Origin of the sequence: Micromonospora arida (genome assembly GCF_042873195.1) — a bacterium.
GTDB classification, from domain to species: domain Bacteria; phylum Actinomycetota; class Actinomycetes; order Mycobacteriales; family Micromonosporaceae; genus Micromonospora; species Micromonospora arida.
In genome coordinates this window covers 23,708-48,777 of sequence record NZ_JBIALC010000014.1, presented here as the reverse complement: position 1 = coordinate 48,777, position 25,070 = coordinate 23,708, and the positions used below count along the sequence as shown (strand labels likewise).

Sequence of the window (25,070 nt, the reverse complement as noted above, 5' to 3'; positions counted from 1 at the left end):
CCAGCGCGGGGGTGACGGGTCGGGCAGTTATCCGAGGATCTCCCGGAGATAGCGCAGGCCGTCCGTGGCGAGACGGTCCTGCGAGGGGGCCAACGGACGCCAGATCGCCGCGGCGGTGGCGATGGCCTCGTTCTCCGCCGTGAACGACTCGATGCAGATCGCACCCTGGTAACCGGTGTCCCGCAGGACCGTGAAGAAGCGGGGCCAGTCGAAGTGGTCAGCGCCGGGAGCACCCCGGTTGGTGCCGCTGACCTGGACGTGCTTGATGTGCCGGCCGGCGACGGCGAGGGCCGCGTAGGGGTCGGCCTCCTCAATGTTCATGTGGTAGGTATCGATCATGATGCCGACGTTCGGCGGTAGCCCGTCGATCAACTCGATCGTCTGCTCGATCGTGTTGACGACGCTCGTCTCGTAGCGGTTCAACGCCTCGACACCGATGCTCACGCCCAACTCGCCGGCCTGCTCGGCCACCGGCGCCAGGGCCCGCCGGAAATCCGCGTAGCAGGCCGCGCGAGCCGTTGGCGACATCCGCCACGTGCGGCCGACCGAGGCGTACGCGGGGCCGCCGACGCATCCAGCGCCGACGGCCGCCGCGCTCGCCACGCAGCCCTTCAGGTACGCCACCGTCGACTCGACGACCGCTGGCGCGGCGTCGACCAACTCCCGCCCCGGCGGGGTCACCGCGCAGACGCCGGCGGCGACGAGGCCGTGCTCCGCCAACAGGTCCCGGGTACGGATCGGGTCCCAGTCGCCGGGCTGCTCGATCGGCAACTCGATCGCGTCGAAGCCGAACGCGGCGATCCGCGGGATCAGCTCGGCCAGGGCCTTGTCGTCGACCGGCGAGGCCCAGACCCAGGGGTTGACGCCGATGGCGTACATCGGACCCTACTTCCAGCGCTGCGGGTAACCGGGCAGGTCGGTGCAGCCGCACATCGCGTAGTGCAGCGGCGGCATGCCCGCGTCGATGTACTGGTCCAGGTTGTCCTGGGTGACGGTCGGCTGCGGCAGCTTCCACGGGTTGGACACCTGCTGGCCGTCGAGGATCCGCAGCGCCGCGATGATCGGCGTACGCCACTGGTAGGTCGGGTAGGTCGGCGCGATCGCGGTGAGCTTCTTGTCCTTCCAGATTTTCAGGAAGTCGAGCTGGTCCTCACCGTTCATCGGCGGAACGGGCTTGCCCGCGTCCTGGAACGCCTCGACCGCCGCGACGGCCACCGCTCCGGCGTCCATCCAGACCCCGTCGATCGTGCCGTACCGCTGGATGTAGTCGTCGACGATCTTCTTGGTCTTGGCCGGATCACCATCGGTGAACTCGACACCGACGACGTCGACCTTCGCCTTGTCGAACGCCACCTTCGCCGCCGACCAGCGGGTCTCCAGGACGTCGACGCCGGGCAGGATCCGCAGGGCGAGGACCTTGCCGCCGGGCTTCATCTTCTGGCTGACGAACTCGGCCCCGACGTGGCCGAACCCGTAACCGCCGATGGGGTTGATGAACGTCACCGGGCACTTCGTGTTGACACCACGGTCGAAGACGACGACCGGCAGCCCGGCCTTGCAGGCCGCCTCGACGGCTGGGGTGAGCGTGGCGGTGGTGTTCGGCGAGACGATGAGCGCGTCGCAGCCCTTGCCGAGCAGATCGTTGATGTCCGCGATCTGCTTCTGGTCCTTGCCCTCGGCGTCGACGTGCACGAACTCCTTGATGCGGCTCTTCTGCGCCTCCACCTCGGCCTGCATGGTCTTGAACCCGACCTGCCGCCAGGGGTTGTTCAGGGCCGCATTCGAGAAGCAGATCTTGTGTGGGCCGTTCTTCTTGAACTTGGCGGTGTCGACCATCGTCGGGTTGAGCACCTGCTCCCACGGCTTGTCGGCCGGGCCCGTCGGTGCCGCGTCGAGCAGCGCCAACTCGGCGTCGTAGTCGGCCTGCACGAAGAACTTCGACTGGTCCCCGGTGCCGGACCCGGTGGCGGCGGACGCACTTCCCGACGGGCTCGCGGCCGGCTCGTCGGTGGCACAGGCGGCAAGGGACAGCAGGGTGACAGCGGCAATGGCCGCCATGGAACGTCGCACTATGGTTTCCCCTTTATCTCGACGAAGAACGGGTTGCCGAGACCGCCACGGCGAGCAGGATGATCGCGCCCTGGACGGTCGACCTGAGGGCGCCGGAGACGCCGTAGAAATTCATGAGGGCGAACAGCAGTTCGAGGGTCAGCGCGCCGAGCATCGCCCCGACGACCGCGCCGCGACCCCCGCCGAGCGCCACCCCACCGAGGACGACAGCGGTGATCGCACCGAACTCCAGGCCGGCACCGGCCTGGAACGACACACCGCTGTAGCCGCCCAGGAGGATGGCCGCCACCGCCGCCGCGAGCCCGCTGAGGATGAAGGCGAAGGTCCGGGTACGCCACACGCGTACACCGCTCAGCTCGGCGGTGCGCGGGTTGTCGCCGACGGCGACCAGCGTCCGACCGAAGTCCGAGCGCATCAGCAGCACGGCCGCCACCGCCAGGACCACCAGGACCAGCAGCGCGTACGGCACGCGGCCCAGCAGCGGCACGTCCTCGAAGGCCCGCCGGCCGAACCGCCGGAACTCCTCGGAGAGCCCACCCTTCGGGGCGCCGTCGGACCAGAGGTAGACCGCGCCGACGAGGATCAGGAACATGCCGAGGGTGGTGATGAACGACGGCACCCGCAGCCGCGTCGTGATCAGGCCGTTGACCAGCCCGACCAGCACTCCGAAGGCGAGCAGGAGCAGCACCACCGGCCAGGTACGCGCCGGGTCGCTGTCGATCAGCCGGGCGGCGACCACCACCTGAGCGGTGACCAGGGAACCGACCGAGAGGTCGAACTCGCCGGACACGATCACGAAGTACTGACCGGCGGCGAGCAGGATGATCGGTGCCGAACGGCCGAGGAAGGACATCAGCGACTGCGGGGCCAGGAAGTCGGGCTGCCGGATGCCGACGAGCACCAACAGCACCGCGAGGATCGCGAGGATCGGCAGGACACCACCGGGACGCACCCGCGGCAGACGCAGCGGCAGGGAACGGGGCTGGACGGTCTGCATGGCTAGGCCGCCTTTCGCATGGCCCGGCGGGCGTAGACGGCGACCGCGGCGATGATGATGACGCCCCGGATCACCTGCTTGAAGAAGGCGTCGACCTCGAGCTGGTTGAAGATGGCGTCGATGCTGGCCAGCAGCAGCACCCCACCGACCGTGCCGATGACGCCGCCGCGCCCACCGGCGAGGGCGGTACCGCCGATCACCACCGCGGCGATCGACTCCAGGTCGTAGAGGCCCTCGGTGCCGACGCGTGGGGCGCCCGAGCCGAGCCGACTGGCGAGGTAGATGCCGGCGAGCCCTGCGCACATCGAGCACAGCACGTGGGCGGTGACGAGGACCCGGTCGTTGCGGACGCCGGAGAGCCGGGCCACCTCCGGATCCCCGCCGACGGCGACCAGGTGGTGGCCGAAGCGGGTCCGCGAGAGCGCGAACCAGGCCGCCGCGGTGACCGCTATCAGCAGCAGGAACGACACCGGCAGCGGCCCGATGCGCTGGTAGCCGAGCGCGTGCACCAGCGAGGGTGCGGTGGTGCCGGCCGGGCCGTCGTAGCCGTTGTCGAGGTAACCCTTGAGCAGCAGCCCGACGCCGAGGGTCGCGATGAACGCGTTGACCCGGAACCTGGTGACGAGCAGCCCGTTGAGCAGCCCGACGCCGGCGCTGACGACGAGCACCAGGCCGATCGCCGGCAGCACCGCGCCGTCGCTGCCGTTCATCGTCTCGGCCGCGACGAGGGTGCTGAGGCTGATCACGTACGCCACCGAGAGGTCGAGCGAGCCTCCCAGGATGACCAGGGTCTGGCCCACCGCGACGAGGCCGAGGCCGGCGGCCACATGCAGCAGACTCACCGTCGTGGACTGGTTGAAGAGCTGACCCCCGTCGAGCAGGACGACCAGCCAGCCGATCGTCAGGGTCAGGGTCAGGGCCACGAACACGCCCGGTACGGAACGCCGGGCCGGCAACAGCGACAGTGCGCTCACTGGGTCACCTCGGTTCGCGACTGCGGGGCTCGCAAACCCGGCTCACTCCTCGCGCTCACTGGGTCACCTCGGTTCGCGACTGCGGGGCTCGCAAACCCGGCTCACTCCTCGCGCTCACTGGGCCGGCTCCCGCACGGTGCCGACCGCCAACGCGACGACCTCCTCCTCGGTCGCGCCGGCGGGCAGTTCGCCCGCGACGTGGCCGTCCCGCATGACGACGATCCGGTCACTCATCCCCAGCAGCTCCGGTAGATCGGACGAGATCATCAGCACGGCCGCGCCATCACGGGCAAGGCGGCGGACGAGATCGTGAATGGCTGACTTCGCTCCCACGTCGATCCCCCGGGTCGGCTCGTCGAAGAGCAGGATCCGCGGGTTGAGCGCGAGCCATCGGGCCAGCACGACCTTCTGCTGGTTGCCGCCGGACAGAAAGCGGATCTCCTGGTCGTCGCCGGCGCCACGGATCTCCACGGCGGCCAGCAACTCGCGTACCCGGGTGGTCCTCGCCGCCCGACCGGACCGGGCGGCGAAGACGGCCCGGCTGGCGAGCAGCGCGTTGTCCAGCACCGACTGCCGGGGGACGATCCCCTCGCCCTTGCGGTCCTCGGTGACGTAGGCGATGCCGGCCCGCATCGCGGTGCGGGGTGAGCGCAGTCGGACCGGCCGGTCGTCGAGCGTGACGTCGCCGGTCGTGAACGGTGACACCCCGAAGATCGCGCGGGCCAGCGCCGAGCGCCCGGAGCCCTGGAGGCCACCGATACCGAGCACCTCGCCGGCGCGCAACTGGAGGTTGACGTCCCGCAGCTTCCGGTTTCCCGCGTCGCGAAGGTTGAGCCGCACCGGGCCCCGGTCCTCGGGGGCGGCCCGGTCCGGGTAGTAGCTGGACAGCTCCCGGCCGACCATGTGCCGCACCAGCTCGTCTGCGGTGGTGTCTGCGGTGTCCACTGTGGTGACCCGACGGCCGTCCTTGAGGACGGTGATCCGACCGGACAGGTCGAAGACCTCGGCGAGCCGGTGCGAGACGTACAGCAGCCCGATGCCCCGCTCCTGGAGTCGGCGCACCAGCCCGTAGAGCAACTCGACCTCGTGGTCGGCCAGCGCGGCGGTCGGCTCGTCCATGATGAGCAGACGCGCGTCCAGGGCGAGCGCCTTGGCGATCTCGACGACCTGCTGCTGCGCGACGCCCAGCTGCCCCACCCGGGCGTCGGCCGGCAACGTGGTCTCACCGACCGAGGCGAGCAGCCGCGTGGTGCGGTCGAGCATCCCCCGACGATCGACGAGCCCGCGTCGGACCGGCTCGTGCCCCAGGTAGACGTTCTCCGCTACGGTGCGCTCCGGGAGCAGGTTGAACTCCTGGTGGATGATGCCGATGCCGGCCCGCTGCGCGTCGCGCGGGCCACGGAACGTACGTCTCGCACCGGCGAACTCGACAGTGCCCCCGTCCGGGGCGTACCCGCCCGAGACGATCTTCATGAGGGTGGACTTCCCGGCACCGTTCTCGCCGACCACGGCGTGCACCTCGCCCGGCGCGACATCGAGGTCGACACCGTCGAGAACGCGCACTCCGAGGAAGGACTTGCCGATGCCCCGAAGGGTGAGAAGCGGCGTCGGCGGCGGATCTGACATCCCGAAAGCCCTCACAGACAGTAGTCATCGACAAGATTAAATGCCACACTACGGCGGCTTCGAGGCGCTGGACAACAAACTTTCGTGCCAACAGCGAGGACTTACGTTCTTGCGGTGCAAACATTCCCTTGACATCCGCGAAACATCACACGTATGAAGATAGATGTTTGGATGCGGGTCCGCAATCCTCGATCAAGCCCGACCGCAGGCCGGGTCGCGATCGACAGGCGGTGCCGCAGCAAAAGGGGCCGAGCGCGACCGCCGTCCACCGGGCAGGACGTCGGACGTTACTTTGTGCATTGACAGTCTTCGATCTCTAGCTCATCCTGACCTCGTGGACCACGGGACGAGCACCACGGCCACCATCACGCTGTGTGACGTCCCGCAGGTCTGACTGCCGTTGCGGCGAACGGCATGAGGCAGACAAGCGCGCCCGTGTCCCCGCACGTGTCCAGGGTCAACCTGACGCGTCGCAGGGCCCGTGGTCGCAATCCCTACGCCCGCCCAACCTAGGAGACGGCATGCGTCGTAACACATTGCTCATCTCGGTGATCGCCGGCCTGTTACTGGCGCTCGGCCTCGCCCCACCCGCGTCGGCGGCCCCCGCCTTCCGCGCCCTGGTGTTCAGCAAGACCACCGGCTACCGCCACGACTCGATCGCCGCCGGGATCAGCATGATCCAGCAGCAGGCCACCGCGAACAACTTCGAGGTGGTGGCCACCGAGGACTCGAGCGTCTTCACCGCCAGCAACCTGGCTACCTTCGACGTGATCGTCATGCTCCAGACCTCCGGCATGGTCTGGACCTCGGCGGCGCAGCGCCAGGCGGTGGAGGGTTACCTCGCCAGCGGCAAGGGCATCGTGGGCATCCACAACGCCCTCGACATGGGCATCGAGTCCGAGTACCCGTGGTGGGACCAGACCATCAACGGCGGCGCCCACATGCCCGAGCACTCCCCCGGCGTACTCCAGGGCACCGCCATCGTCGCCGACAAGAAGCACCCGTCGACGGCCAGCCTGCCGGATCGGTGGACCCGCAGCGAAGAGTGGTACAACTTCGACGCCAACCCCCGCGGCAACGTCCACGTGCTGGTGACCGCCGACGAGCGTACGTACAACCCGGGATCCCGGGCGATGGGCCCGGATCATCCGATCTCCTGGTGCCGCAACACCAGTGGCGGGCGGGTGTGGGCCACCGCGATGGGCCACGCGATCGGTTCCTACAGCGAGGCGAACTTCCAGAATCACGTGCTCGGTGGCATCAAGTGGGCGGCCGGTAACGCCGCCGGTGACTGCGGCGGCACCGTCTGGGGCAACTTCGAGAAGCGCACCCTCGACGACAACACCGTCGACCCGATGGCGCTGGGCGTGGCACCGGACGGCCGGGTCTTCTACGTCCAGCGCGGCGGCCAGGTGAAGATCTTCAAGCCCTCCACCAACAGCACCGTCACCGCCGGCACGCTCAGCGTCTACACCGGCGGCGAGGACGGCCTGACCGGCATGGCGCTGGACCCCAACTTCGCCACCAACGGCTACATCTACCTCTACCACTCGCCGGCGAGCAGCAGCACCGACGTCAACCGGGTCTCCCGCTACACGGTCAGCGGTGACACGCTGAACACGTCCAGCGGCGTGACGATCATCGACATTCCGGCGTACCGGGACCGGACGTTCCCGGAGCCCGGCCACACCGGCGGCTACATCAAGTTCGGCCCGGACGGCAACCTCTTCATCGGCACCGGCGACGACACGCCGCCGAACCTGGACCCGAACTGGCAGGGTTACGCCCCGCTGGACTGGCGGTCGGGTAAGTCCAACCTGGACGCCGCCCGCAGCGCCGGCAACACCAACGACCTGCGCGGCAAGCTGCTGCGCATCCGGCCCTCGGCCAACGGTGGCTACACCATCCCGACGGGCAACCTCTACCCCCAGGGCACCGCGCAGACCAAGCCCGAGGTCTACGCGATGGGCTTCCGCAACCCGTTCCGCTTCTCCATCGACCCGGCCAACGGCTGGGTCTACCTGGCCGACTACGGACCGGATCGGAACCCGCCCACCACCAACCGCGGGCCCGAGGGCCTGGTCGAGCTGAACGTCATCAAGCAGGCCGGCAACTACGGCTGGCCGTTCTGCCACGGCGACAACCAGCCGTACGCGCCGTTCAACCCGGACACCGGCGTCGTCGGCTCCAAGTTCAACTGCAGCTCGCCGGTCAACAACTCGCCGAACAACACCGGTCTGACCAGCCTGAAGCCGGTCGTCGCACCCAATATGTGGTATGGCTACGGCACCTCGCCGACCTTTACGGAGTTGGGCTCCGGCGGCTCGGCGCCGATGGGTGGCCCGGTCTACCGGTACGACGCGTCGAACCCCTCCGCGACGAAGTTCCCGCCCTACTACGACGGGGTGCACTTCTTCTACGAGTGGGCGCGCAACTACGTCAAGGAGGTGCACTTCGACTCCTCGTCGGCGGTCACCCGCACCAACCCGTTCCTGCCCAACGTGCGGTTCAACAAGCCGATGGACATGGAGTTCGGCAAGGACGGCTCGCTCTACCTGCTGGAGTGGGGCACCAACTTCGGCGGCGGCAACAGCGACTCCGGGCTCTACCGGATCGACTACAACCAGGGCGGCCGGTCACCGATCGTCAAGGCCACCGGCACGCCCACCAGCGGCAGCGCACCGCTGACCGTCCAGTTCAGCAGCGCCGGCACGTCCGACCCGGACGGCAACACGCTGAGCTACCTGTGGACGTTCGGCGACGGCACCACCTCGACGGCGGCAAACCCGTCGAAGGTGTACACCTCCAACGGCAACTACACCGCCCAGTTGAAGGTCACCAACAGCGCTGGCAAGACCGGCTTCGCCAACGTCCCGATCACCGTCGGCAACAGCGCCCCGGTGGTCACCATCACCACACCGGGCAACGGCGGCATGCTGACCTTCGGTGACAAGGTGTCGTACCAGATCACCGTGACCGATCCGGACGGCGGAACCGTCGACTGCTCGAAGGTGTTCCTCAACCCGGCGCTGGGTCACGACGACCACGCCCACGAGACCACCGAGTACCCGGGCTGCTCGGGCACCATCTCCACCGACCTGCTCGGTGGGCACCCCGATGGCGCCAACCTGTTCTACGTGCTGAACGCGCGGTACACCGACAACGGCGGCTCGGGCGGCGGGTCCCCGCTCACCGGCACCGCACAGGCGATCCTGCAACCGAAGCACAAGCAGTCCGAGTACTTCAGCAGCCAGTCCGGCATCCGGGTGGTCGACCAGGCGGCCGCGGAGAGCACCAAGCGCGTCGGTGACATCTCCAGCAACGACTGGATCGCGTTCAACCCGATGAACCTGTCGGGGATCTCGACGGTCAGCTACCGGCTGTCGTCGCCGTCCGGCGGCGGCTCGGTCGAGCTACGGGCCGACTCGCCGACCGGCACCCTGCTGGCCACCACCACGGTGCCCAGCACGGGTGGCTGGGACAACTACCAGTCCACGACACCGGTGAGCGTCGCCGCCCTCGGCGGTACGCACACGCTCTACATGGTGTTCAAGAACAGCAACAACTCTTTCGATCTGGACTCGCACACCTTCGGCGGCAACGGCGTCGGGACACCCGGCACCGGCACCGGCACCGGCCTGGCCGGCAAGACCTACACGGTCACGGCGCAGCACAGCAACAAGCTGATGGACGTCAGCGGTGTCTCCACCGCCGACGGCGCCCAGATCACCCAGTGGGCGTCCACCGGTGGCAACAACCAGAAGTGGCAGGCCGTCGACGCCGGTAACGGCGCGCTCTACCTCAAGGCGGTGCACAGCGGCAAGTGCGTCGAGGTCGTCGGCAGCTCGACCACGGCGGGTGCCTTCGTCCAGCAGGCCACCTGCAACAACGGCAACCAGCAGAAGTTCACCGCCACCGCGACCGGAACCTCCGGCGTGTACACGGTGAAGAGTGTGCTGAGCGGGCTCTGCCTGGACGTCAACGGCGCTTCCACGGCCGACGGCGCCCGGGTGTTGCAGTGGACCTGCAGCAACGCGACGAACCAGCTGTGGCGGTTCACCGCGCTCTGACCCTGCGGCTGTCGCGGTAACAGATGACGTCCCGGTCGGGACCGGTGTCCGAGTAACGGAGCCGGTCCCGACCGGGACGTCGTCGTCACCGTCGCATCCGCGGGTGCAGAGCAAAGGTGGACGTCGTCGTCAGTCAGGCAGGACCGAGGGGAAGCCGGCCGGGCGGCACGGTGAGCAGCCCGGCCGCCGCCAGGTCGTCCCACAGCTCCTCGGGTACGGCGACATCGGAGCGTCGTACCGTCTCGGTGACCTGCGCCTCGGTGCGGACACCGACCACCGTCGACACCACGGCCGGGTGCTGGCGGACGAAGGCGAGTGCCGCCTGCGGCAGTGTCACCCCGAACGTCTCGCAGACCGTGGCGATCCGCCGCGCCCGCTCGATCAACGCCGCCGGGGCCTGCTCGTAGTTGTAGACGGCGTCGGCCGGCGGCCGGTCCCGCGAGAGCAGGCCGGAGTTGTAGACGCCCGCGATGACCACGCCCACCCCCCGGCTCTCAGCGGCCGGCAGCAGGTCGGCGGCGGCGCCCTGTTCGAGCAGGGTGTACCGCCCGGCGCACATCATCACGTCGACGTCGGTCTCCCGGACGAACCGGGCCAGCATCGCCGACTGGTTCATCCCGGCGCCGATCGCGCCCACGACGCCCTGGTCGCGCAGGTCGACCAGGGCCGGCACGGCCACGTGCGCGGCCTGCTCCCAGTGGTCGTCCGGGTCGTGCAGGTAGACGACGTCGATCCGGTCCAGCCCGGTCCGGTCCAGGCTGGCCTCGATCGAGCGGAGTACGCCGTCGCGGCTGAAGTCCCAGACCCGCCGGTGGGTCGCGGGAACGTCGAACCCCTCGGAGTCCCGCAGGTGCGCGTCCTGGGGCGACGGCACCAGGAGTCGCCCGACCTTCGTCGACACCACGTACTCGTCGCGCGGCCGTTGGCGCAGCGCCGCGCCGAGGCGGCGCTCGGACAGCCCGAGACCGTAGTGCGGCGCGGTGTCGAAGTACCGGACGCCCGCCTCCCACGAGGCGTCGACCGCAGAGGCGAACTCCTCGTCCGTCGTCGTCCGGTACAGGTTGCCCCCCTGGGCCGCGCCGAAGCCCAGCTCGGTGAGTCGTAGCTGCGGGCGGCGCGGCAGTGCGCGCGCCATCATGATGGCTCCAACCCGTAGACGCGGCGTGCCGTCCCACCCCAGACCGACGCCTGGTCGGCCCCGTCCCGGCCCTCCAGCAGCTCCGCCAGGGTGTCGACCCACCGCTGGTACGAACTGGCGAGCAGGCAGACCGGCCAGTCCGAGCCGAACATCAGTCGCTCCGGCCCGAACGCGTCGAGGGCGTCCTCGACGGCGGGTCGAAGGTCAGCCGGCGTCCAGTACGGGTGCGGCACCTCGGTCACCAGCCCGGAGAGCTTCGCCGTCGTGTTGGGCGAGGCCGCCAACGACCGCAGGTCCCGGCTCCACTCGGCCATCTCCGGACTGCCGAGCGCGGGCTTGCCGAGGTGGTCGAGGACGAAGCTGACCTCGGGCAGGTCGCGCGTGAGGCGCGCGGCCATGGGGAGTTGGTGTTGGCGTACCAGCAGGTCGAAGACGAGGCCGGCGGCGCCCACCGCCGCGATCCCCCGACGGACGTCGGGACGGTCCAGGTAGGCCGGGTCGGTCTCGGACTGCACGAGGTGGCGGATGCCGACGAGGCGTTCCCCGCCTCGGGCTGCCCGCAGATGGTCGAGGTGCTCCGCGACGTCGGCGGCGGTCAGGTCCACCCAGCCGACGACCCCACGGACGAGGGTGTCCTCGGCGGCCACTCCCAGCAGGTCGACCGTCTCCGTGTCGGAGGCGATGGACTGCACCACCACTGTCGCTGTGACCCCGGCCGCCCGGGCTGGCGGCGCGAGATCGGCGGGTTCGAAGTCGGCGTCGATGGCCGCCATGGTCACCGGGTCGATCCACGGCTGCGGGTGCCGTGCCCGGACCCAGAGGTGGTGGTGTGCGTCGACGATCCCGGTCTGCCCGGGCTCCTGCGCGCCCGTCATCGGCCCAACCAGCCGCCGTCGACGGGCAGCACCACGCCGTTGACGTAGTCCGACGCTGTCGACGCCAGGAACACGGTGGCACCGCCGAGATCGTCGGCCCGGCCCCACCGCCCGGCCGGGATCCGGCCGAGGATCGCCTGGTTGCGGTCGGGGTCGTCGCGCAGCGCCTGGGTGTTGTCGGTGGCGATGTAGCCGGGCGCGATGGCGTTGACGTTGACCCCGTGGGCCGCCCACTCGTTCGCGAGCGCCTTGGTGAGGCCGGCCACGCCCGACTTCGAGGCGGCGTAACCAGGGACGGTGATGCCGCCCTGGAAGCTCAACAACGACGCGGTGAAAATGATCTTTCCTCGGCCGCGCTCGACCATCGTCCGGCCGATCTCCCGGCTGAGGATGAACTGGCTGCTGAGGTTGACCTCGATCACCTGGTCCCACATCTCGTCCGGGTGCTCGACGGCCGGGGTCCGGGCGATCGTGCCACCGTTGTTCACCAGGATGTCGACCGGCCCGAGCGCGGTGATGTCGCTGGCCAACCGGTGCACGGCCGCCCGGTCGCCGAGGTCCGCCCGCAGCCCGGTGAACCGGCGGCCGGTGGCGCGCACCCGGCGTTCGACCTCGCTGCCCTCCGCTTCGAGCTGGGCGGAGACCCCCACGATGTCGGCGCCGGCCAGGGCCAGGGCCTCGGCCATGGCGAGGCCGATACCGCGCCGCGCCCCGGTCACGACGGCGGTCTGGCCGGACAGGTCGAACAACACCGTCACTGGTTTCCCTCCCGCACATCGAGCAGCACCTTCATGACGCCGCCACCTTCCAGCGCCTCGAAGGCCGCGCCGGCCGCCTCGACCGGCTCGACCCGGGAGATCAGCCGCTGTGCCGGGATCGCACCCGAGGCGACCAACCGGATCGCCTCCACCATGTCGTCGCGCTGATACAGCCGGGCACCCAGGAGTTCCAGCTCACGCCAGAAGAACCGGTGCAGGTTGACCTCGCGGGGCTGAGGATGGATCGCCACCATGACCAGCCGCCCCCGAGTGGTGAGGACGTCGACCGCAGTGGTGACGCCGGCCGGGGAGCCGGACACCTCGAAGGCGATGTCGGCGCCCGCGCCATCGGTACGGTCGTTGACCAGCGCCACGACGTCGGTCGCTCGCGGGTCGACGGCCTCGATCCCGATCCCCTCCGCCACCTCGCGTCGGAACGGGTCCGGCTCGACGAGGAGCACCCGCGCGCCACGGCCCCGGGCGACGGTGGCGATGAGGACGCCGACCGGCCCACCACCGACCACGACGACCTGGTCGTCGGCGGTCACGTTCCCGCGGCGTACGTCGTGCACGGCGACCGCCACCGGCTCGACGAGCGCCGCGTGGTCGAGGGGCAACTCCTCGGGAAGCGGCAGGACCAGTTCCACCGGCACCGTCCAGGAGGACTGCATGGCACCCGGTGAGTCGATGCCGAGGAAGTTCATCGCGTGGCAGACGTGGGAGTTGCCCCGCTGGCAGGCGGCGCAGCGTCCGCAGGGCCGGGTCGGCATCACGGTGACGGCCTGACCGATGTTCCAGCCGGTCACGCCGTCGCCGACGGCCGCGATCCGCCCAGACATCTCGTGCCCGATGATCGCGGAGTCACCAACCCGGGCGTCCATGTCCCCGTGGTAGATGTGCAGATCCGTACCGCAGATGCCGGTGTAGGCCACCTCGATCCGAACCTGGCCGGGGCCTGGTGGCTCCGGGTCGCGGTTCTCGATTCCGAGGTGTCGCGCTCCCCGGTAGACGACTGCCTTCATCGTTCCTCCGTCTCGACGGTCGGTACGTCGGTCGTGCCGACCGGGCATGGTCGTGGGTGCACCGCCGTCGCGATGCACCCACGCCCTTCCTTCTCTGGTGCTCAGCTCAGTGCCGTACGGTCGGCGACACCTCGTTGCGGGAGTTCAGCGACACGACGGGCACCTGGCGGGTGGGGATCACCGCGTCGACTCCGGCCAGCAGCCGTCGTCCGGCCCGCTCCGGCCGGACGTTGGGGCTGTCGGCCGTCTGCGCCTGCGGACGGCGGTTGACCGCCCGGATCCGCTCCTCGTCCACCCGGACCCCGAGACCGGGTGCGTCGCCGAGGATGAAGGCGCCGTCCTCGACGTGCAGGTCGATGGAGACACCAACGGGTGTGTGCAGGTCCTGCAACTCGCTGGTCAGGTGGTTCGGCACCGAGGTCGCGGCGTGCAGCAGCCCGACGGGGCTGTTGCCGATCGGGCTGACCGGCAGGTCGTGGGCATGGGCCAGGGCGGACGCCCGCAGGAAGTGGGTGACCCCCCAGACGGCCGCCATCTGGACGATGTCGACAGCACCTGCGGCGATCAGCGGACGGTACTGTTCGAGCCCGGTCAGGTTCTCACCGGTGGCGACCGACGCGGACACGCCTCGGCTGACCGCGGCGAGACCCTCGGCGTCCCAGCGCCGGACCGGCTCCTCGATCCAGATGAGGTCCAGGGTGCGCTCCAGCTCGCAGACGTGTCGGACGGCCTGCTTGCGGGTCCACGCCTCGTTGACGTCGAGCATCAGGCCGGGCCGCCGGCCGTGCCCGGCCTCGGCCAGGACCTCTCTGACCAGGCTGAGGCGGTGTCGATCGCGCTCGATGTCGAGGCCGCCCTTGAGCTTTGCCGCCCGAAGGCCGTGGCTCGCGTAGACCTCGTACTCGGCCACGAGTTCGTCGTCGGTGAGCCCGATGTCCAGCCCGGAGGCGTAGGCGGTGACCCGCCGGTCCCGCCCGCCCAGCAGTCGCCACAGCGGCTCGCCGGCGGCCTGCGCCTTGATGTCCCACAGCGCGGTGTCCAGAGCGCCGATGGTGCCGAACACCGGGCCGGCGTGGCCGGCCTTGAAGGTGTGCCGCAACATGCGGTCGTAAAGGGACGTCACGGCACGGGGGTCTTCGCCCTCGATGGCTGGAAAGATCCGCTCGATCTCGACGTGCGGCCCGAGGCCGACGCCCGTGATGCCCTCGTCGGTGTCGACGAGGACGATCGAGACCGGGACCACCCCGTCAGCGAACACGCCGTTGGCGTCGCCGACGGGGCGCCCCCATTCCTGGACCGTGGTGAGCGTCCGATATCCCGTGATCCGCATGTCAACCCTTCGTGGAACCGGCGGCGACGCCGTCGGCAATTTGGCGCTGGAGGAACAGGTAGACCAATAGGACGGGTATGGCGGCGATCAGCACCCCGGACGCGAAGGTGGGGATGTTGTCCGAGTACTGCCCTCGCAACGAGGTCACCCCGATCATGAGCGTCCGGTTCTCGGCCGAGGGCATCATCACCAACGCCATGAGGACGTCGTTCCAGCAGAACAGGGCGTTGAGGATGCCGACCGACAGCAGCGCCGGGGTGCCCAGTGGCAGCATGATCCGGCGATACACGCCGTACACGGTGTTGCCGTCGATCCGGGCGGCGTCGACGATCTCCGGTGGGATGCCCTTGTAGTAGCTCGTCATCAGGAAGACGGTGAAGGGCAGGAACTGGGCCACGTAGACGAGGATCAGACCCGGGTACGTGTCGATCAGCGCGGTGTCGGCCATGATCCGGGCGAGCGGCACCATGATCACCTGGAACGGGATGAAGAGCCCCGCGAGGCAGCCCAGAAACAGCGCCGACGAGCCACGGAATCGCAACTGGCTCAGCGCGAAGCCGGCCATCGACCCGAGCAGGAGCAGCAGCAGCACCGACGACGTCACCACGACCAGCGAGTTGACGAAGTAGCGGCCCATGCCGACGCTGGTCCACGCCGTGCTGATGTTCTCCCATTGCAGAGTGCTGGTCAGGCCGAACCGGTCCAGGATGTAGTCCCGGCGGGTCTTCAACGCGACGTTCGCGGTGAAGAGCAGGGGGTAGATCGTCGCCACCGCGAGCAGTGACATCGGGATGGCGATCATCCACCGTCCCAGTCGGACGCGGGACATCAGTCCACCTTTCCCGATCGTTCGAGCAGTTTGATCTGCAACATTCCCACGACGAGCATGATCGCGAAGAGGATCGTGGACGCGGCGGACGCGAGAGCCGGGCGGTTCATCTGGCCCTGCTGGATCCAGATGTAGTACTCCGGCAGGTATGTCGAGCCCTCCGGGCCGCCACTGGTCATCACGAAGAGCAGCCCGAACATCGAGGTCAGCATCCCGATCATCGTGGTCACGAAGACGAACTGGATGGTCCGGGCGAGGCTCGGGATGATCACGTGCCAGACGACCTGGCGCAGCGAGGCGCCGTCCACCCGGGCGGCGTCCAGCAGCGCGGCGTCCAGCGTGGCGAAGCCGGCGAGGAATACCACCAGTGCCATCCCGAAGGTGGCCCAGATGTGCACGCCCACCACCATGAACATCGCGACGTCCGGGTCCCCGAGCCAGTCCACCGGACCGACACCGATCGATCCGAGGACGGCGTTGAGGGGGCCGTCGAAGGCGAGCAGCAGGTTGAAGATCGCCCCGACGATGACCGGCGAGAGCACCGCCGGAAAGAAGTAGACGCTGCGGTAGAAGCGGTGGCCCGGCACGCGGAGGAAGATGAACGTGGCGAGGAGGCCGGGGATCGCCACCGCCACCGGAAGCAGCAACACCAGCAGGCCGACGTTGCCCAGAGCGGTGCGGAACAGCGGATCAGCGAACAGTTCCTGGTAGTTGCCGAACCCGACCGCTTCTCCGTTCTGGTCACCATCGCCGGTGAAGGAGAAGTTGACCCCGAGGATCAGCGGGTAGAGCCGCAGCGCCACGATGATCAGGACGGCCGGAGCGATCAGGATGTAGGGGGCGTAGCGCTCGGCCCCCAGGCCGCCACGGGTGCGACGGGGACGGGTGCCACCGCGGCGCGCGGGGGAGGTGGCCGCCGGGCCGCCGGCCCGCCCGGCCGAAGCCAGGCGGACCGACGGTTGCGTGTTTCCGATCGGCACGAGGTCAGCCCGCCTGGTCGGAAGCGGCCAACTGCTTCACCACCTCGTCGACGGTGATCGAACCGCTGAGCAGCTGCTGGGAAAGGCGCCCCATCAGGTCGATCGTCTTCGAGGAGAGCGCGACGTGCAGAGCCGGCTTGCCGGTCTTCAGCTCGGCGACGATCGTGGAGGCAGCCGGGCCGGCCTGCGAGACGTCGATCGTGATGTCGGCGGCGATCGCGCCTGCGTCGGCGTAGAACGCCTTCAACGCGTCGGCCGAGGTGAGGGAGCGCACCAGGTCGGCGGCCACCTTCGGGTCCTTCGTCCACTTGGCCACGGCGTAGCCGATGCCACCGTCGTACGGCAGGCTCGGGGTGGTGCCGGCGGTGACGACCGGGGCCTTCATGACGCCGAGCTTCTCCGCGGTGAGGAACTCGTTGAAGGACTTCCAGTGCCCGACGTCGGACATGAGGCCCATGACGTGGGCGGCCTTGCCGGACTGGAAGGCTGCGAAGGAGTCGTTGAACATCGCGGTCGAGTTGGCCCCGTCCGTGTTCATCTTCTTGTCGCCGGTCTCCTTCCAGGTCTGGAAGAGCCGCTTCACGTTGGGCGAGGTCCAGTCGCGCTTGCCGGTGATCCAGGCGTCGTACTCGGCGGCGGTGAGGGTCACCGACCCCATGCTCGACATCCAGAACTGGATGCCGACGCCTTCCTTGTTGCCGAGGGCGAAGCACTTGGAGCTGGCTTTGGCGATGGCGGCGCAGTCCGCGACGAACTTGTCCCAGGTGGTGGCCGGGCTGGCCGGGTCGAGGCCGGCCTTCCGGTAGATCTCCTTGTTGTAGTAGATCGGGTAGCCCTGCAGCGTCACCGGGCCGCCGTAGACCTTGCCGTCCTTGGTGAACGCGTCCCATCCGGCCAGCCGCTGCTTGTCCTCGGCGACGTAGTCGGTGATCGGCACCAACGCGTCCACCCGGTCGCGGATCTGGCCACCGCCGTTGAACATCATGACGTCGGGGCCCTTGCCGGACTGGATCGCCGCGCCGAGCAGGGTGTAGTACTGGTCGAACGGCTGCGCGACGAACTCGACCTCGACGTCGGCGTGCTTCTTCTTGAAGTCGGCCTTGGCCTTGTCCAGATAGGATTTGGCGAATGGCTCGCCGGACTTCCAGTCCCACACGACCAACTTGCCATCGGAGCTGGTCGACTTGCCCGAATCGCTAGCACTTCCACAACCGGCCAGGGCCAGGCCCACAACGAGGACGGCCGACCATATTGCGCGCTGTCTCATCAGTTGTCACCTCTATATGGGGGGTGGCCGGCGGGTGCCCCGCTAGCCAAATGTTGACCGGAAGGTAACTCGTATGACGTGTTACGTCAACGGTCGGCCGTACACTGATCCGGACGTCGTGCCACGGCGAGCCATCGGAGGGGGACATGACGCCACCGCAGGAAACAGCCCTGAACAGCCCGGGGACCCCGGCATGGGTGCGTCGGCCGACCAACCTCGCCAGGGCGGTCACCGCCGAACTGGTGGAGCGCATTGTCCGCGGCGTACACCCGTCCGGGTCGTCCCTACCCCCCGAGCCGATCCTCTGCGAGACCTTCGGCGTGAGCCGGACCGTCGTCCGGGAAGCAGTGAAGATCCTTCAGGAGAAGGGGCTGGTGCAGGTTCGCCAGGGCGCCGGCACCATGGTGACCCCACCGGCGCACTGGGACATGCTCGACGAGCTGGTCCTCGCGGCGACCATCGCGGTGGACGACAGCCTCGCCATCCTCGACGACCTGGTCGTCACCCGGCGCGTGCTGGAGTCCGACATGGCGAACGTCGCCGCCCGCCTCGCCGACACCGAGACCATCGATCGGCTGCGGGCCATGGTGGACCGGATGGACGAACTCGTCGACGACCACGTCACCTACCACGACCACGATCGGGCCTTCCACGACACGATCATGCAGGCATCCGGCAACCGCATCGCTCGGGGCGTCGTACGCGCGCTGGAGAGCCAGGTCATCAACACCGCCCGCTACATGGGCCGGACCGAGCGCGCGCTGTGCGTGGCGTCCAACCAGGGTCACCGACGCATCTACGAGCGCATCGCCGCCCACGACTCGAACGGCGCCGCCGAGGCGATGTTCACCCACATCACCGAGGCCTGGCTGGTCCGCCGCAGTGGCTCGGGGAGCCCCGTCCGCCTCGAACGCTGACCGTCACGGGCAACGGACGGCGCCCGCCCCCGAGGTACGGGGGCAGGCGCCGCCAGCTGAGGCCGACAAGAGTCACGAGAACTGGGCGAAGAACCTCCAGATCTCGCCCTTGGTCCAGGTCGTGATGCCGCTCTCGGCGTAGGTGCCGTCCACCGGGCCGGGCATGTGGCCGTTGTCGTACGCGGCCCACTGCACCGGGTATCCGGCCCGGCAACCCGAGTAGGCGGTGGTGATGTGGGTACGACTGCCGCCGGCCGGTTCGCGCGGGCTCTGCGCGGTGCAACCGTTGTTGCGGACGAAGGTGTCGCGCAGCGCCCTGCCCTGGGAGATGTTCAGGACGTTGTCCGTGATGCCGTGCAGCCCGAAGTACGCGATCGGCTGCGTACCGCCGCTGCACCCGCTGATCTGCGCGCCGGAGATGACCGCGACGGCCCGAAAGACGTTGGCTCGGGCGCAGGCGACGGCGTAGCTCATTCCGCCACCCCAACTGAAGCCGAGTGCGAACCGCTGCCTCGGGTTGACGCAGAGGCTGCTCTCGATCCGGCTGATCATGTCGTCGACGAAGGTGATGTCCTCACCGCCGGAGTTGCCCCAGCCGTTGCCGAACCCCTGGGGCGCCACCAGGATGGCGCTGTTGTTCGACTGCTCCTGCTGCCCGTAGTAGGACCAGGCGGTCCCGCTGGTGCCGCCGGAGGAGATCTCCTGCATGGTGCCGCCCCGCCAGTGGAAAGCGAAGATCAGCCGGTAGGGGTTGCTGTTGTTGTAGTTGGCGGGCACCCGGAGGATGAAGGTCCGGCTCTTGCCGTTGCTCTGGATCGTGTGCGTGCCGCTGGCCAGGGTCGGTGCCTTGCCGCACCCGCTACCACCCGTGGGTGGAGGGGTGGTGCCACCGTCGACGGCGACGAGCTGCCACTGCTGGTTGGTGCCGCCCCAGTCGGCGTACTGGACGATGTTTCCGCCGTCGGCGGTGGACGCGCCCTGCACCTCGACCGCCTTGTTGCTGTTGCGGTTGATCAGCCGAACGTAGCCGCCGTCCGAGTCGGCCAGCCGGAACTGCTGGTTCGTCCCGTTGAGGTCGGACCACTGCACGATCGCGCCGCCGTCGGCGGTGGAGAAACCACTGACGTCGAGCACCTTGCCCGAGTGCCGCGACTTGATCCGGTAGTAGCCACCCCCGGAGTCCACGAACTGCCACTGCTGGTTGACGCCGTTGTTGCGCGTCCACTGGCTGATCCGCGCCCCGTCGTTGGTGGCCGAGGCGTACAGGTCCAGCGCCTTGCCGCTGTTGCGGTTCACCAGCACGTAGGAGGCATTGGTGTCCACTGTCGCCGCCGCCGCGGGCGCCGCGTTGACCGCGACGAGTGCGCTGGCTGCCATGACCGCGGCCACCGCCGCGGCCAACCCTGACCGCCAGCGAGATCTTTGTCGAGAGGCGGGACGAGCCTCACCGAGGGCTTTCATGGTCCACTCCTTCGATCGGGTCACCCACGAGCGGGAGCGCCCGCGCGTGCCGTGGCGTGCGTGCCGGCGTCCTGGTGGTGGCGTATCGATCCGCGCGGTCGTAGCCAGCCGCGACCTGGCGGTCACGGCGGCCCGCCCCGGATGGGGCGGGCCGCCACTGGTCACACCTCGCCTGGGCGGGCGCCGGACGGATTCAGAGGGCCGACAGCCAGTCGATGACGGCGGTCGTCAGCCGATCCGGACCAGTTGCCACTGCTGGTTGTTGCCGCCCCAGTCGGCGTACTGGACGATGTTTCCGCCGTCGGCGGTGGACGCGCCCTGCACCTCGACTGCCTTGTTGCTGTTGCGGTTGATCAGGCGTACGTAGCCGCCGTCCGAGTTCGCGAGTCGGAACTGCTGGTTCGTGCCGTTGAGGTCGGACCACTGCACGATCGCGCCACCGTCGGCGGTGGAGAAGCCGCTGACGTCGAGCACCTTGCTGGAGTTGCGGGACTTCACCCGGTAGTAGCCACTCCCCGAGTCCACGAACTGCCACTGCTGGTTGACGCCGTTGTTACGCGTCCACTGGCTGATCCGCGCCCCGTCGTTGGTGGCCGAGGCGTACACGTCCAGCGCCTTGCCGCTGTTCCGGTTGAGCAACACGTACCAGGCGCTGGTGTCCACCCCGGACCCCGGCGGGGGCGTGGTGGGCGGGGTCGAGCCGCCGTTGAGGGCGTCCAGAACCGCGGTGTACGCGGCCTTCTTGTTGCCGTTGCAGTCGAACAGCAGCGCGTTGTCCGAGCCACGCCACGAGTCGCAGTCCCGCACGCCCCAGGTGGTGATGCCGGTGCAGCGTGAGACGGCCAGGCAGGCGCGGGTGACGGCGCCGTAGATGTTGGCCTGGTTGCCGCCGGTCATCACGTCCAGCTCGGTGATCTGCACGTCCACACCGAGATCGGCGAACCGCTGCAGGTTGGCCTGGTAGTCACCGGCCAGCGAGGTGCCCAGGTGCGACTGGAAACCCACGCAGTCGATCGGCACGCCACGGGACTTGAAGTCCCGCACCATGTTGTAGATCCCCGTCGACTTCGCGTTGACCCCGTCGGTGTTGTAGTCGTTGTAACACAACTTCGCACCCGGATCCGCAGCCCGCGCCGCCCGGAACGCCGCCTCGATCCAGTCGTTACCGGTGCGCTGCAGGTTCGAGTCCCGCCGCCCACCCGAACCACCATCAGCGAACGCCTCGTTCACCACGTCCCAGGCATAGATCTTGCCCCGGTAGTGCGTCGCGACCTGCGTGACGTGGTTGATGGCCGCGTTTCGCAACGCGCTGCCCGACATGCCCTGCGCCCAGCCCGGCTGCTGCGCGTGCCACAACAGCGTGTGACCGCGCACGCTCATGCCGTTGGCCTGCGCGTGGCTGACCAGGCGGTCACCGCTGGAGTAGGTGAAGGTGCCCTGCTGCGGCTCGGTCGAGCTCCACTTCATCTCGTTCTCGGGCACGACACTGTTGAACTCACGGTTCAGGATGGTCGTGTAGGCGCTGGTCGACAGCTTGCCGACGGCGACAGCCGCGCCGAAGTAGCGGCCCTTCTCGGCGGCGGCCGCCTTCAGGGTCGTGCCGGCACCGGATGCGGGGGTCAGCGCGACCGTCATGCCGGTAGTGAGGGCGACGGCCATGGTCGCCGCCGCCAGCATCGTTCTCATGGGTTTCATGGCGTTCCTTTTCAGTGGTTGCATCGGTGGTGGTGATGTGCCACTTCACTCGGGGCGACCGATCGGGACGGTCTTCCTGGCCGCCCGGCACCAGCACGCACGGTCCGAGAGAGCTGTCGCCGGCAACTGCCGGGTCCCGAGGTGACGGCCGCATGCCCTTGCGGACGTCGTGATCGGAGGTACGACCCGTGCGGCTCGCCCGGTGAGCCACGGGAACGATCGTCCTCTATATCGAGAGTGAGCGATAACATGCCGTACGTCAAGACGTAACGGGCCGTTCACGCCGATCTCCCGGAACGCCGCGTTTCGCCCGGTACCAAATGCCCGGGGCAACAGTGCTCAACCGCCGCGCGACCAGGTGACGAGTCGTACCGCCGTGCCACCGGGATCGCTTCAAAGGGCAATCCTGTTATCGCTCACAGTCGTCAGCCGGCAGCGGCTGCCGGCGGCTCACGAACACCCGGTGGCCGTGCCACTCGCAGACGGCTGCGCCGGTTCGACATCGGCGCGTATGCCGGCGACGAGGTCGGCGGTGGTGTGCGCCTCGATGCCGGGCTGCGCGGCGTCGGCGAACCGCTCGACGACCGCCCGGACGTGTCGTTCGGCGGGTGCGGCGAGGCCGTCGTAGACGGCCTCGAACAACTCCCGCGCCGGCCGCCTGAGCCACTCCCGTGGAAGGAGTTCCACTGGCAGCTGCGGGTCGAGGACCGGGAAACGTCGAAAGGTGTCCATGACCTCGGTCCGGGCCCGCACCGCCGCGGCACCGTCGACCTGCCCGGATACCACGGCGGGCAACAGTGGTGTCCAACGACGCAGGAACGCGTCGTAGCTCCGGCTGATCGCCTCGATGTCCCAGGCCTCGATCGGCGCGCGGTGAATGGCCGAGGCGAGCGCGCTCTGCCGCCCACGAAACACCGTCACGGCGCCGAGGGTGAGCCGGTCGAGCTCGGCCCGAGCCGCGGGAGTCAACTCCTGCGGCGAGATCCACAAACCGTCGTACAGCGGCGCGTAACCGAGCCACCGGAGTTGCGCCCGCAGGGCCCGGCGCTGCGTACTGCGGTCCTGCGGCAGCGAGAAGGCGACGATCGTCCAGCGACCGTCCCACCGGCCCGTCGAGGTGGTGGAGGCGAGAATCCAGTGCCCTCCGGCGGAGAGATTGGCGGCGGCGGCGCGGCTGAGCCGGTAGGAGCTGCGTCGCCCCAGTCGACTGCCCTCCAACACGCCACGGCGGGCCAGCCGGCTGATCGCGGTCCGCGCTCCGGCCGTCGTCACGCCAGTCTCCCCGAGCAGCGCAACGATGGCCGCGGACGGGAGGGCGACCCGGGTCCGCAGCGTGTAGTCGGCCAACAGGGTCACCGCGACACCCTGGGGTGAGTTGCCGACCTGCCGGCGGGGCAGCCGGAGCGGGTGGTCGCCGTCGTCCGGATAGATCTCGTCGATGTCGAAGAGGCTTGCCACAGGCGCTCCGTGCTCCTCGGGGACGGTATGACGACTGTAGACGGACCGGCGCGACCTGCCGCAAATAGAGAGTCCTCGATTGACACTTGTTGGTCCGCAGGGAACACTAATTGCCACGCGACGCCATCCGAAGCCGGGCTGGGCGAGCCACAGGTAGCGGGCATCGTGCGATCACCGCGGGAGTCGGGCAGACCCGCAACCGGATCGCACGACCAATCCAGCCTGCACAGGCAATCGAAGGAGTCGTGCGGTGAAAATCAGAAGGAAACTGCTACTCGCGCTGGCCGCGTCACTGGTCGCGGCCGGCCTGGTGGCCCCCACGGTCGGGCCCGCGTACGCGGCGTCACTGACCGAGGTGACCAGCTTCGGCGACAACCCGGGCCGGATGCGCATGCACGTCTACGTGCCGGACAACCGCCCGGCCCGGCCGGCGGTCGTGGTGGCAATGCACGGCTGCGGCGGGTCCGGCCCCGGGTTCTACTCCGGAAGCGAGTTCGCCAGCCAGGCCGACCGCTACGGATACATCGTGATCTACCCGTCCGCGACCCAGCAGGCCGGCTTCGGCAACTGCTTCGACACCTGGTCGGACGCCGCCAAGCGGCGTGGTGGGGGCAGCGACCCGGTGTCGATCATCAGCATGATCCGGCACGTGCAACAGCAGTACTCGGCCGACCCGGAACGGGTCTACGCCACCGGCAGCTCATCCGGCGGCATGATGACAAACCACATGCTGGCCCTCTATCCCGACGTGTTCAAGGCCGGCGCCGCGTTCATGGGCGTGCCGTACAACTGCTTCGCCAACGCGGCGGACTACCCGCCCGGCAGCAGCCAGTGCACCGGCGGGAACATGAACCGGACTCCCCAGCAGTGGGGCGACGCGGTGCGCCAGGCGTACCCCGGCTACTCCGGACCCCGGCCGCGGGTGCAGCTGTGGCACGGCACCAGCGACACGCTCGTGCCGTACTCGCTGTTGCAGGAGACGATCGAGCAGTGGACGAACGTGTTCGGCCTGAGCCAGACACCGACCTCCACCGACACGCCCCAGGCCAACTGGAACCGGCGTCGGTACGCCGACAGCAGCGGCACCGTCCAGGTCGAGGCGTACAGCATCCAGGGTGCCGGGCACAGCCTGCCCTCCGGCGGTATGGCCGCCGCCGCCGTGCAGTTCTTCGACCTGACCAACCCCACGACGCCGCCGCCGACCACCCCGCCGCCGACGACGCCGCCCCCGACCACGCCGCCCCCGACCACCCCGCCGCCCACCACGCCGCCGCCGACCAACGGCGCCTGTCGGGTGAGCGTCGCCGTCAACGCCTGGAACAACGGCCTGACCGAGAACATCACCATCACCAACACCGGCACCGGTGCCGTCAACGGCTGGTCCCTGGTCTTCACCCTGCCGAGCGGGCAGACCATCACCTCGGGCTGGAACGCCACCTACTCCCCCAACTCCGGGCAGGTGACGGCCCGCAACGTCGCCTACAACGGCGGCATCCCCGCCAACGGCTCGGTGACCATCGGCTTCCAGGCCACCCACACCGGCAACAACGCCCGGCCGTCCTCGTTCACCCTCAACGGCGCGTCCTGCACCATCGCCTAAGAC

19 protein-coding genes are annotated in these 25,070 nt (G+C 69.1%); 3 read left to right on the top strand and 16 right to left on the bottom strand.

Features of this window, described 5'->3' with window-relative positions:
• Positions 1–27: 27 nt before the first annotated feature.
• From ACFYP0_RS29055 to ACFYP0_RS29035, 5 genes are all read right to left on the bottom strand, one after another.
• Positions 28–879 (bottom strand): sugar phosphate isomerase/epimerase family protein, encoded by an 852-nt coding sequence (locus tag ACFYP0_RS29055; RefSeq protein WP_124860638.1) that lies wholly within the window; start codon positions 877–879, stop codon positions 28–30.
• Between the two features lie 6 nt (positions 880–885).
• On the bottom strand, positions 886–2,070 hold the full coding sequence (locus ACFYP0_RS29050; RefSeq protein ID WP_355498753.1) for a substrate-binding domain-containing protein: 1,185 nt from the start codon (positions 2,068–2,070) through the stop codon (positions 886–888).
• A gap of 13 nt (positions 2,071–2,083) precedes the next feature.
• Positions 2,084–3,067, bottom strand: coding sequence for an ABC transporter permease (locus tag ACFYP0_RS29045; protein ID WP_124860634.1), 984 nt, complete (start codon positions 3,065–3,067; stop codon positions 2,084–2,086).
• Positions 3,068–3,069: 2 nt separating this feature from the next.
• Entirely contained in the window at positions 3,070–4,041 is a 972-nt protein-coding gene (locus tag ACFYP0_RS29040) for an ABC transporter permease (RefSeq protein ID WP_124860632.1), read from the bottom strand.
• 114 nt (positions 4,042–4,155) lie between these two features.
• Positions 4,156–5,667, bottom strand: a complete 1,512-nt coding sequence (locus tag ACFYP0_RS29035) for a sugar ABC transporter ATP-binding protein (RefSeq protein WP_124860630.1) — start codon at positions 5,665–5,667, stop codon at positions 4,156–4,158.
• A gap of 521 nt (positions 5,668–6,188) precedes the next feature.
• On the opposite strand from ACFYP0_RS29035, the gene ACFYP0_RS29030 reads away from it, so the two are divergent.
• A complete protein-coding gene (locus ACFYP0_RS29030) occupies positions 6,189–9,737 on the top strand; it encodes a ThuA domain-containing protein (RefSeq protein WP_124860628.1) in 3,549 nt (1,182 codons plus the stop codon).
• Between the two features lie 133 nt (positions 9,738–9,870).
• On the opposite strand, the gene ACFYP0_RS29025 is transcribed toward ACFYP0_RS29030, so the two are convergent.
• The 8 genes from ACFYP0_RS29025 to ACFYP0_RS28990 form a co-directional block, all read right to left on the bottom strand.
• Positions 9,871–10,875, bottom strand: coding sequence for an aldo/keto reductase (locus ACFYP0_RS29025; protein WP_124860626.1), 1,005 nt, complete (start codon positions 10,873–10,875; stop codon positions 9,871–9,873).
• A complete protein-coding gene (locus ACFYP0_RS29020; protein WP_355498748.1) occupies positions 10,872–11,750 on the bottom strand; it encodes an amidohydrolase family protein in 879 nt (292 codons plus the stop codon). The genes ACFYP0_RS29025 and ACFYP0_RS29020 overlap by 4 nt, the downstream gene beginning before the upstream one ends.
• Complete coding sequence (gene kduD / locus ACFYP0_RS29015; RefSeq protein ID WP_124860622.1) at positions 11,747–12,508, bottom strand: 2-dehydro-3-deoxy-D-gluconate 5-dehydrogenase KduD; 762 nt, start codon at positions 12,506–12,508, stop codon at positions 11,747–11,749. Before kduD ends, ACFYP0_RS29020 begins: the two co-directional genes overlap by 4 nt.
• Positions 12,505–13,530, bottom strand: coding sequence for a zinc-dependent alcohol dehydrogenase (locus ACFYP0_RS29010; protein ID WP_355498744.1), 1,026 nt, complete (start codon positions 13,528–13,530; stop codon positions 12,505–12,507). Before ACFYP0_RS29010 ends, kduD begins: the two co-directional genes overlap by 4 nt.
• A gap of 106 nt (positions 13,531–13,636) precedes the next feature.
• Positions 13,637–14,860, bottom strand: a complete 1,224-nt coding sequence (locus ACFYP0_RS29005) for a mandelate racemase/muconate lactonizing enzyme family protein (RefSeq protein ID WP_124860618.1) — start codon at positions 14,858–14,860, stop codon at positions 13,637–13,639.
• A 1-nt stretch (position 14,861) separates the two neighbouring features.
• Entirely contained in the window at positions 14,862–15,689 is an 828-nt protein-coding gene (locus ACFYP0_RS29000; protein WP_355006931.1) for a carbohydrate ABC transporter permease, read from the bottom strand.
• Positions 15,689–16,669, bottom strand: a complete 981-nt coding sequence (locus ACFYP0_RS28995; protein WP_208741361.1) for a carbohydrate ABC transporter permease — start codon at positions 16,667–16,669, stop codon at positions 15,689–15,691. The genes ACFYP0_RS29000 and ACFYP0_RS28995 overlap by 1 nt, the downstream gene beginning before the upstream one ends.
• Positions 16,670–16,673: 4 nt before the next feature.
• Positions 16,674–17,936, bottom strand: coding sequence for an ABC transporter substrate-binding protein (locus ACFYP0_RS28990; protein ID WP_355498739.1), 1,263 nt, complete (start codon positions 17,934–17,936; stop codon positions 16,674–16,676).
• Between the two features lie 146 nt (positions 17,937–18,082).
• Here ACFYP0_RS28990 and ACFYP0_RS28985 point away from each other — a divergent pair, with 146 nt between their 5' ends.
• Positions 18,083–18,853 (top strand): FadR/GntR family transcriptional regulator, encoded by a 771-nt coding sequence (locus ACFYP0_RS28985; RefSeq protein ID WP_124860612.1) that lies wholly within the window; start codon positions 18,083–18,085, stop codon positions 18,851–18,853.
• A 72-nt stretch (positions 18,854–18,925) separates the two neighbouring features.
• Here ACFYP0_RS28985 and ACFYP0_RS28980 read toward each other — a convergent pair whose 3' ends face one another.
• The 3 genes from ACFYP0_RS28980 to ACFYP0_RS28970 form a co-directional block, all read right to left on the bottom strand.
• Positions 18,926–20,314 carry an RICIN domain-containing protein gene (locus ACFYP0_RS28980; protein WP_355498736.1) on the bottom strand — a complete coding sequence of 463 codons (1,389 nt, stop codon included), beginning with the start codon at positions 20,312–20,314 and terminating at the stop codon, positions 18,926–18,928.
• 228 nt (positions 20,315–20,542) lie between these two features.
• Positions 20,543–22,009, bottom strand: a complete 1,467-nt coding sequence (locus tag ACFYP0_RS28975) for an endo-1,4-beta-xylanase (protein ID WP_355498733.1) — start codon at positions 22,007–22,009, stop codon at positions 20,543–20,545.
• Positions 22,010–22,459: 450 nt separating this feature from the next.
• On the bottom strand, positions 22,460–23,467 hold the full coding sequence (locus ACFYP0_RS28970; RefSeq protein WP_124860606.1) for a PaaX family transcriptional regulator: 1,008 nt from the start codon (positions 23,465–23,467) through the stop codon (positions 22,460–22,462).
• A 250-nt stretch (positions 23,468–23,717) separates the two neighbouring features.
• Between ACFYP0_RS28970 and ACFYP0_RS28965 the strand changes: the two genes are divergently transcribed.
• Positions 23,718–25,067: an extracellular catalytic domain type 1 short-chain-length polyhydroxyalkanoate depolymerase gene (locus tag ACFYP0_RS28965; RefSeq protein WP_355498730.1), complete on the top strand. Its 1,350-nt coding sequence runs from the start codon at positions 23,718–23,720 to the stop codon at positions 25,065–25,067.
• Positions 25,068–25,070: the final 3 nt, after the last annotated feature.

Excerpts from the sequence above, each read along its gene's own strand:
- ACFYP0_RS29025 (WP_124860626.1), bottom strand. The coding sequence starts at position 10,875 with ATGATGGCGCGCGCACTGCCGCGCCGCCCGCAGCTACGACTCACCGAG.
- ACFYP0_RS28975 (WP_355498733.1), bottom strand. The coding sequence starts at position 22,009 with ATGAAACCCATGAGAACGATGCTGGCGGCGGCGACCATGGCCGTCGCC.
- ACFYP0_RS29020 (WP_355498748.1), bottom strand. The coding sequence starts at position 11,750 with ATGACGGGCGCGCAGGAGCCCGGGCAGACCGGGATCGTCGACGCACAC.
- ACFYP0_RS29035 (WP_124860630.1), bottom strand. The coding sequence starts at position 5,667 with ATGTCAGATCCGCCGCCGACGCCGCTTCTCACCCTTCGGGGCATCGGC.
- ACFYP0_RS28985 (WP_124860612.1), top strand. The coding sequence starts at position 18,083 with ATGACGCCACCGCAGGAAACAGCCCTGAACAGCCCGGGGACCCCGGCA.
- ACFYP0_RS29045 (WP_124860634.1), bottom strand. The coding sequence starts at position 3,067 with ATGCAGACCGTCCAGCCCCGTTCCCTGCCGCTGCGTCTGCCGCGGGTG.
- ACFYP0_RS29010 (WP_355498744.1), bottom strand. The coding sequence starts at position 13,530 with ATGAAGGCAGTCGTCTACCGGGGAGCGCGACACCTCGGAATCGAGAAC.
- ACFYP0_RS29005 (WP_124860618.1), bottom strand. The coding sequence starts at position 14,860 with ATGCGGATCACGGGATATCGGACGCTCACCACGGTCCAGGAATGGGGG.
- ACFYP0_RS29030 (WP_124860628.1), top strand. The coding sequence starts at position 6,189 with ATGCGTCGTAACACATTGCTCATCTCGGTGATCGCCGGCCTGTTACTG.
- ACFYP0_RS29000 (WP_355006931.1), bottom strand. The coding sequence starts at position 15,689 with ATGTCCCGCGTCCGACTGGGACGGTGGATGATCGCCATCCCGATGTCA.
- ACFYP0_RS29055 (WP_124860638.1), bottom strand. The coding sequence starts at position 879 with ATGTACGCCATCGGCGTCAACCCCTGGGTCTGGGCCTCGCCGGTCGAC.
- ACFYP0_RS28980 (WP_355498736.1), bottom strand. The coding sequence starts at position 20,314 with ATGAAAGCCCTCGGTGAGGCTCGTCCCGCCTCTCGACAAAGATCTCGC.
- ACFYP0_RS28990 (WP_355498739.1), bottom strand. The coding sequence starts at position 17,936 with ATGAGACAGCGCGCAATATGGTCGGCCGTCCTCGTTGTGGGCCTGGCC.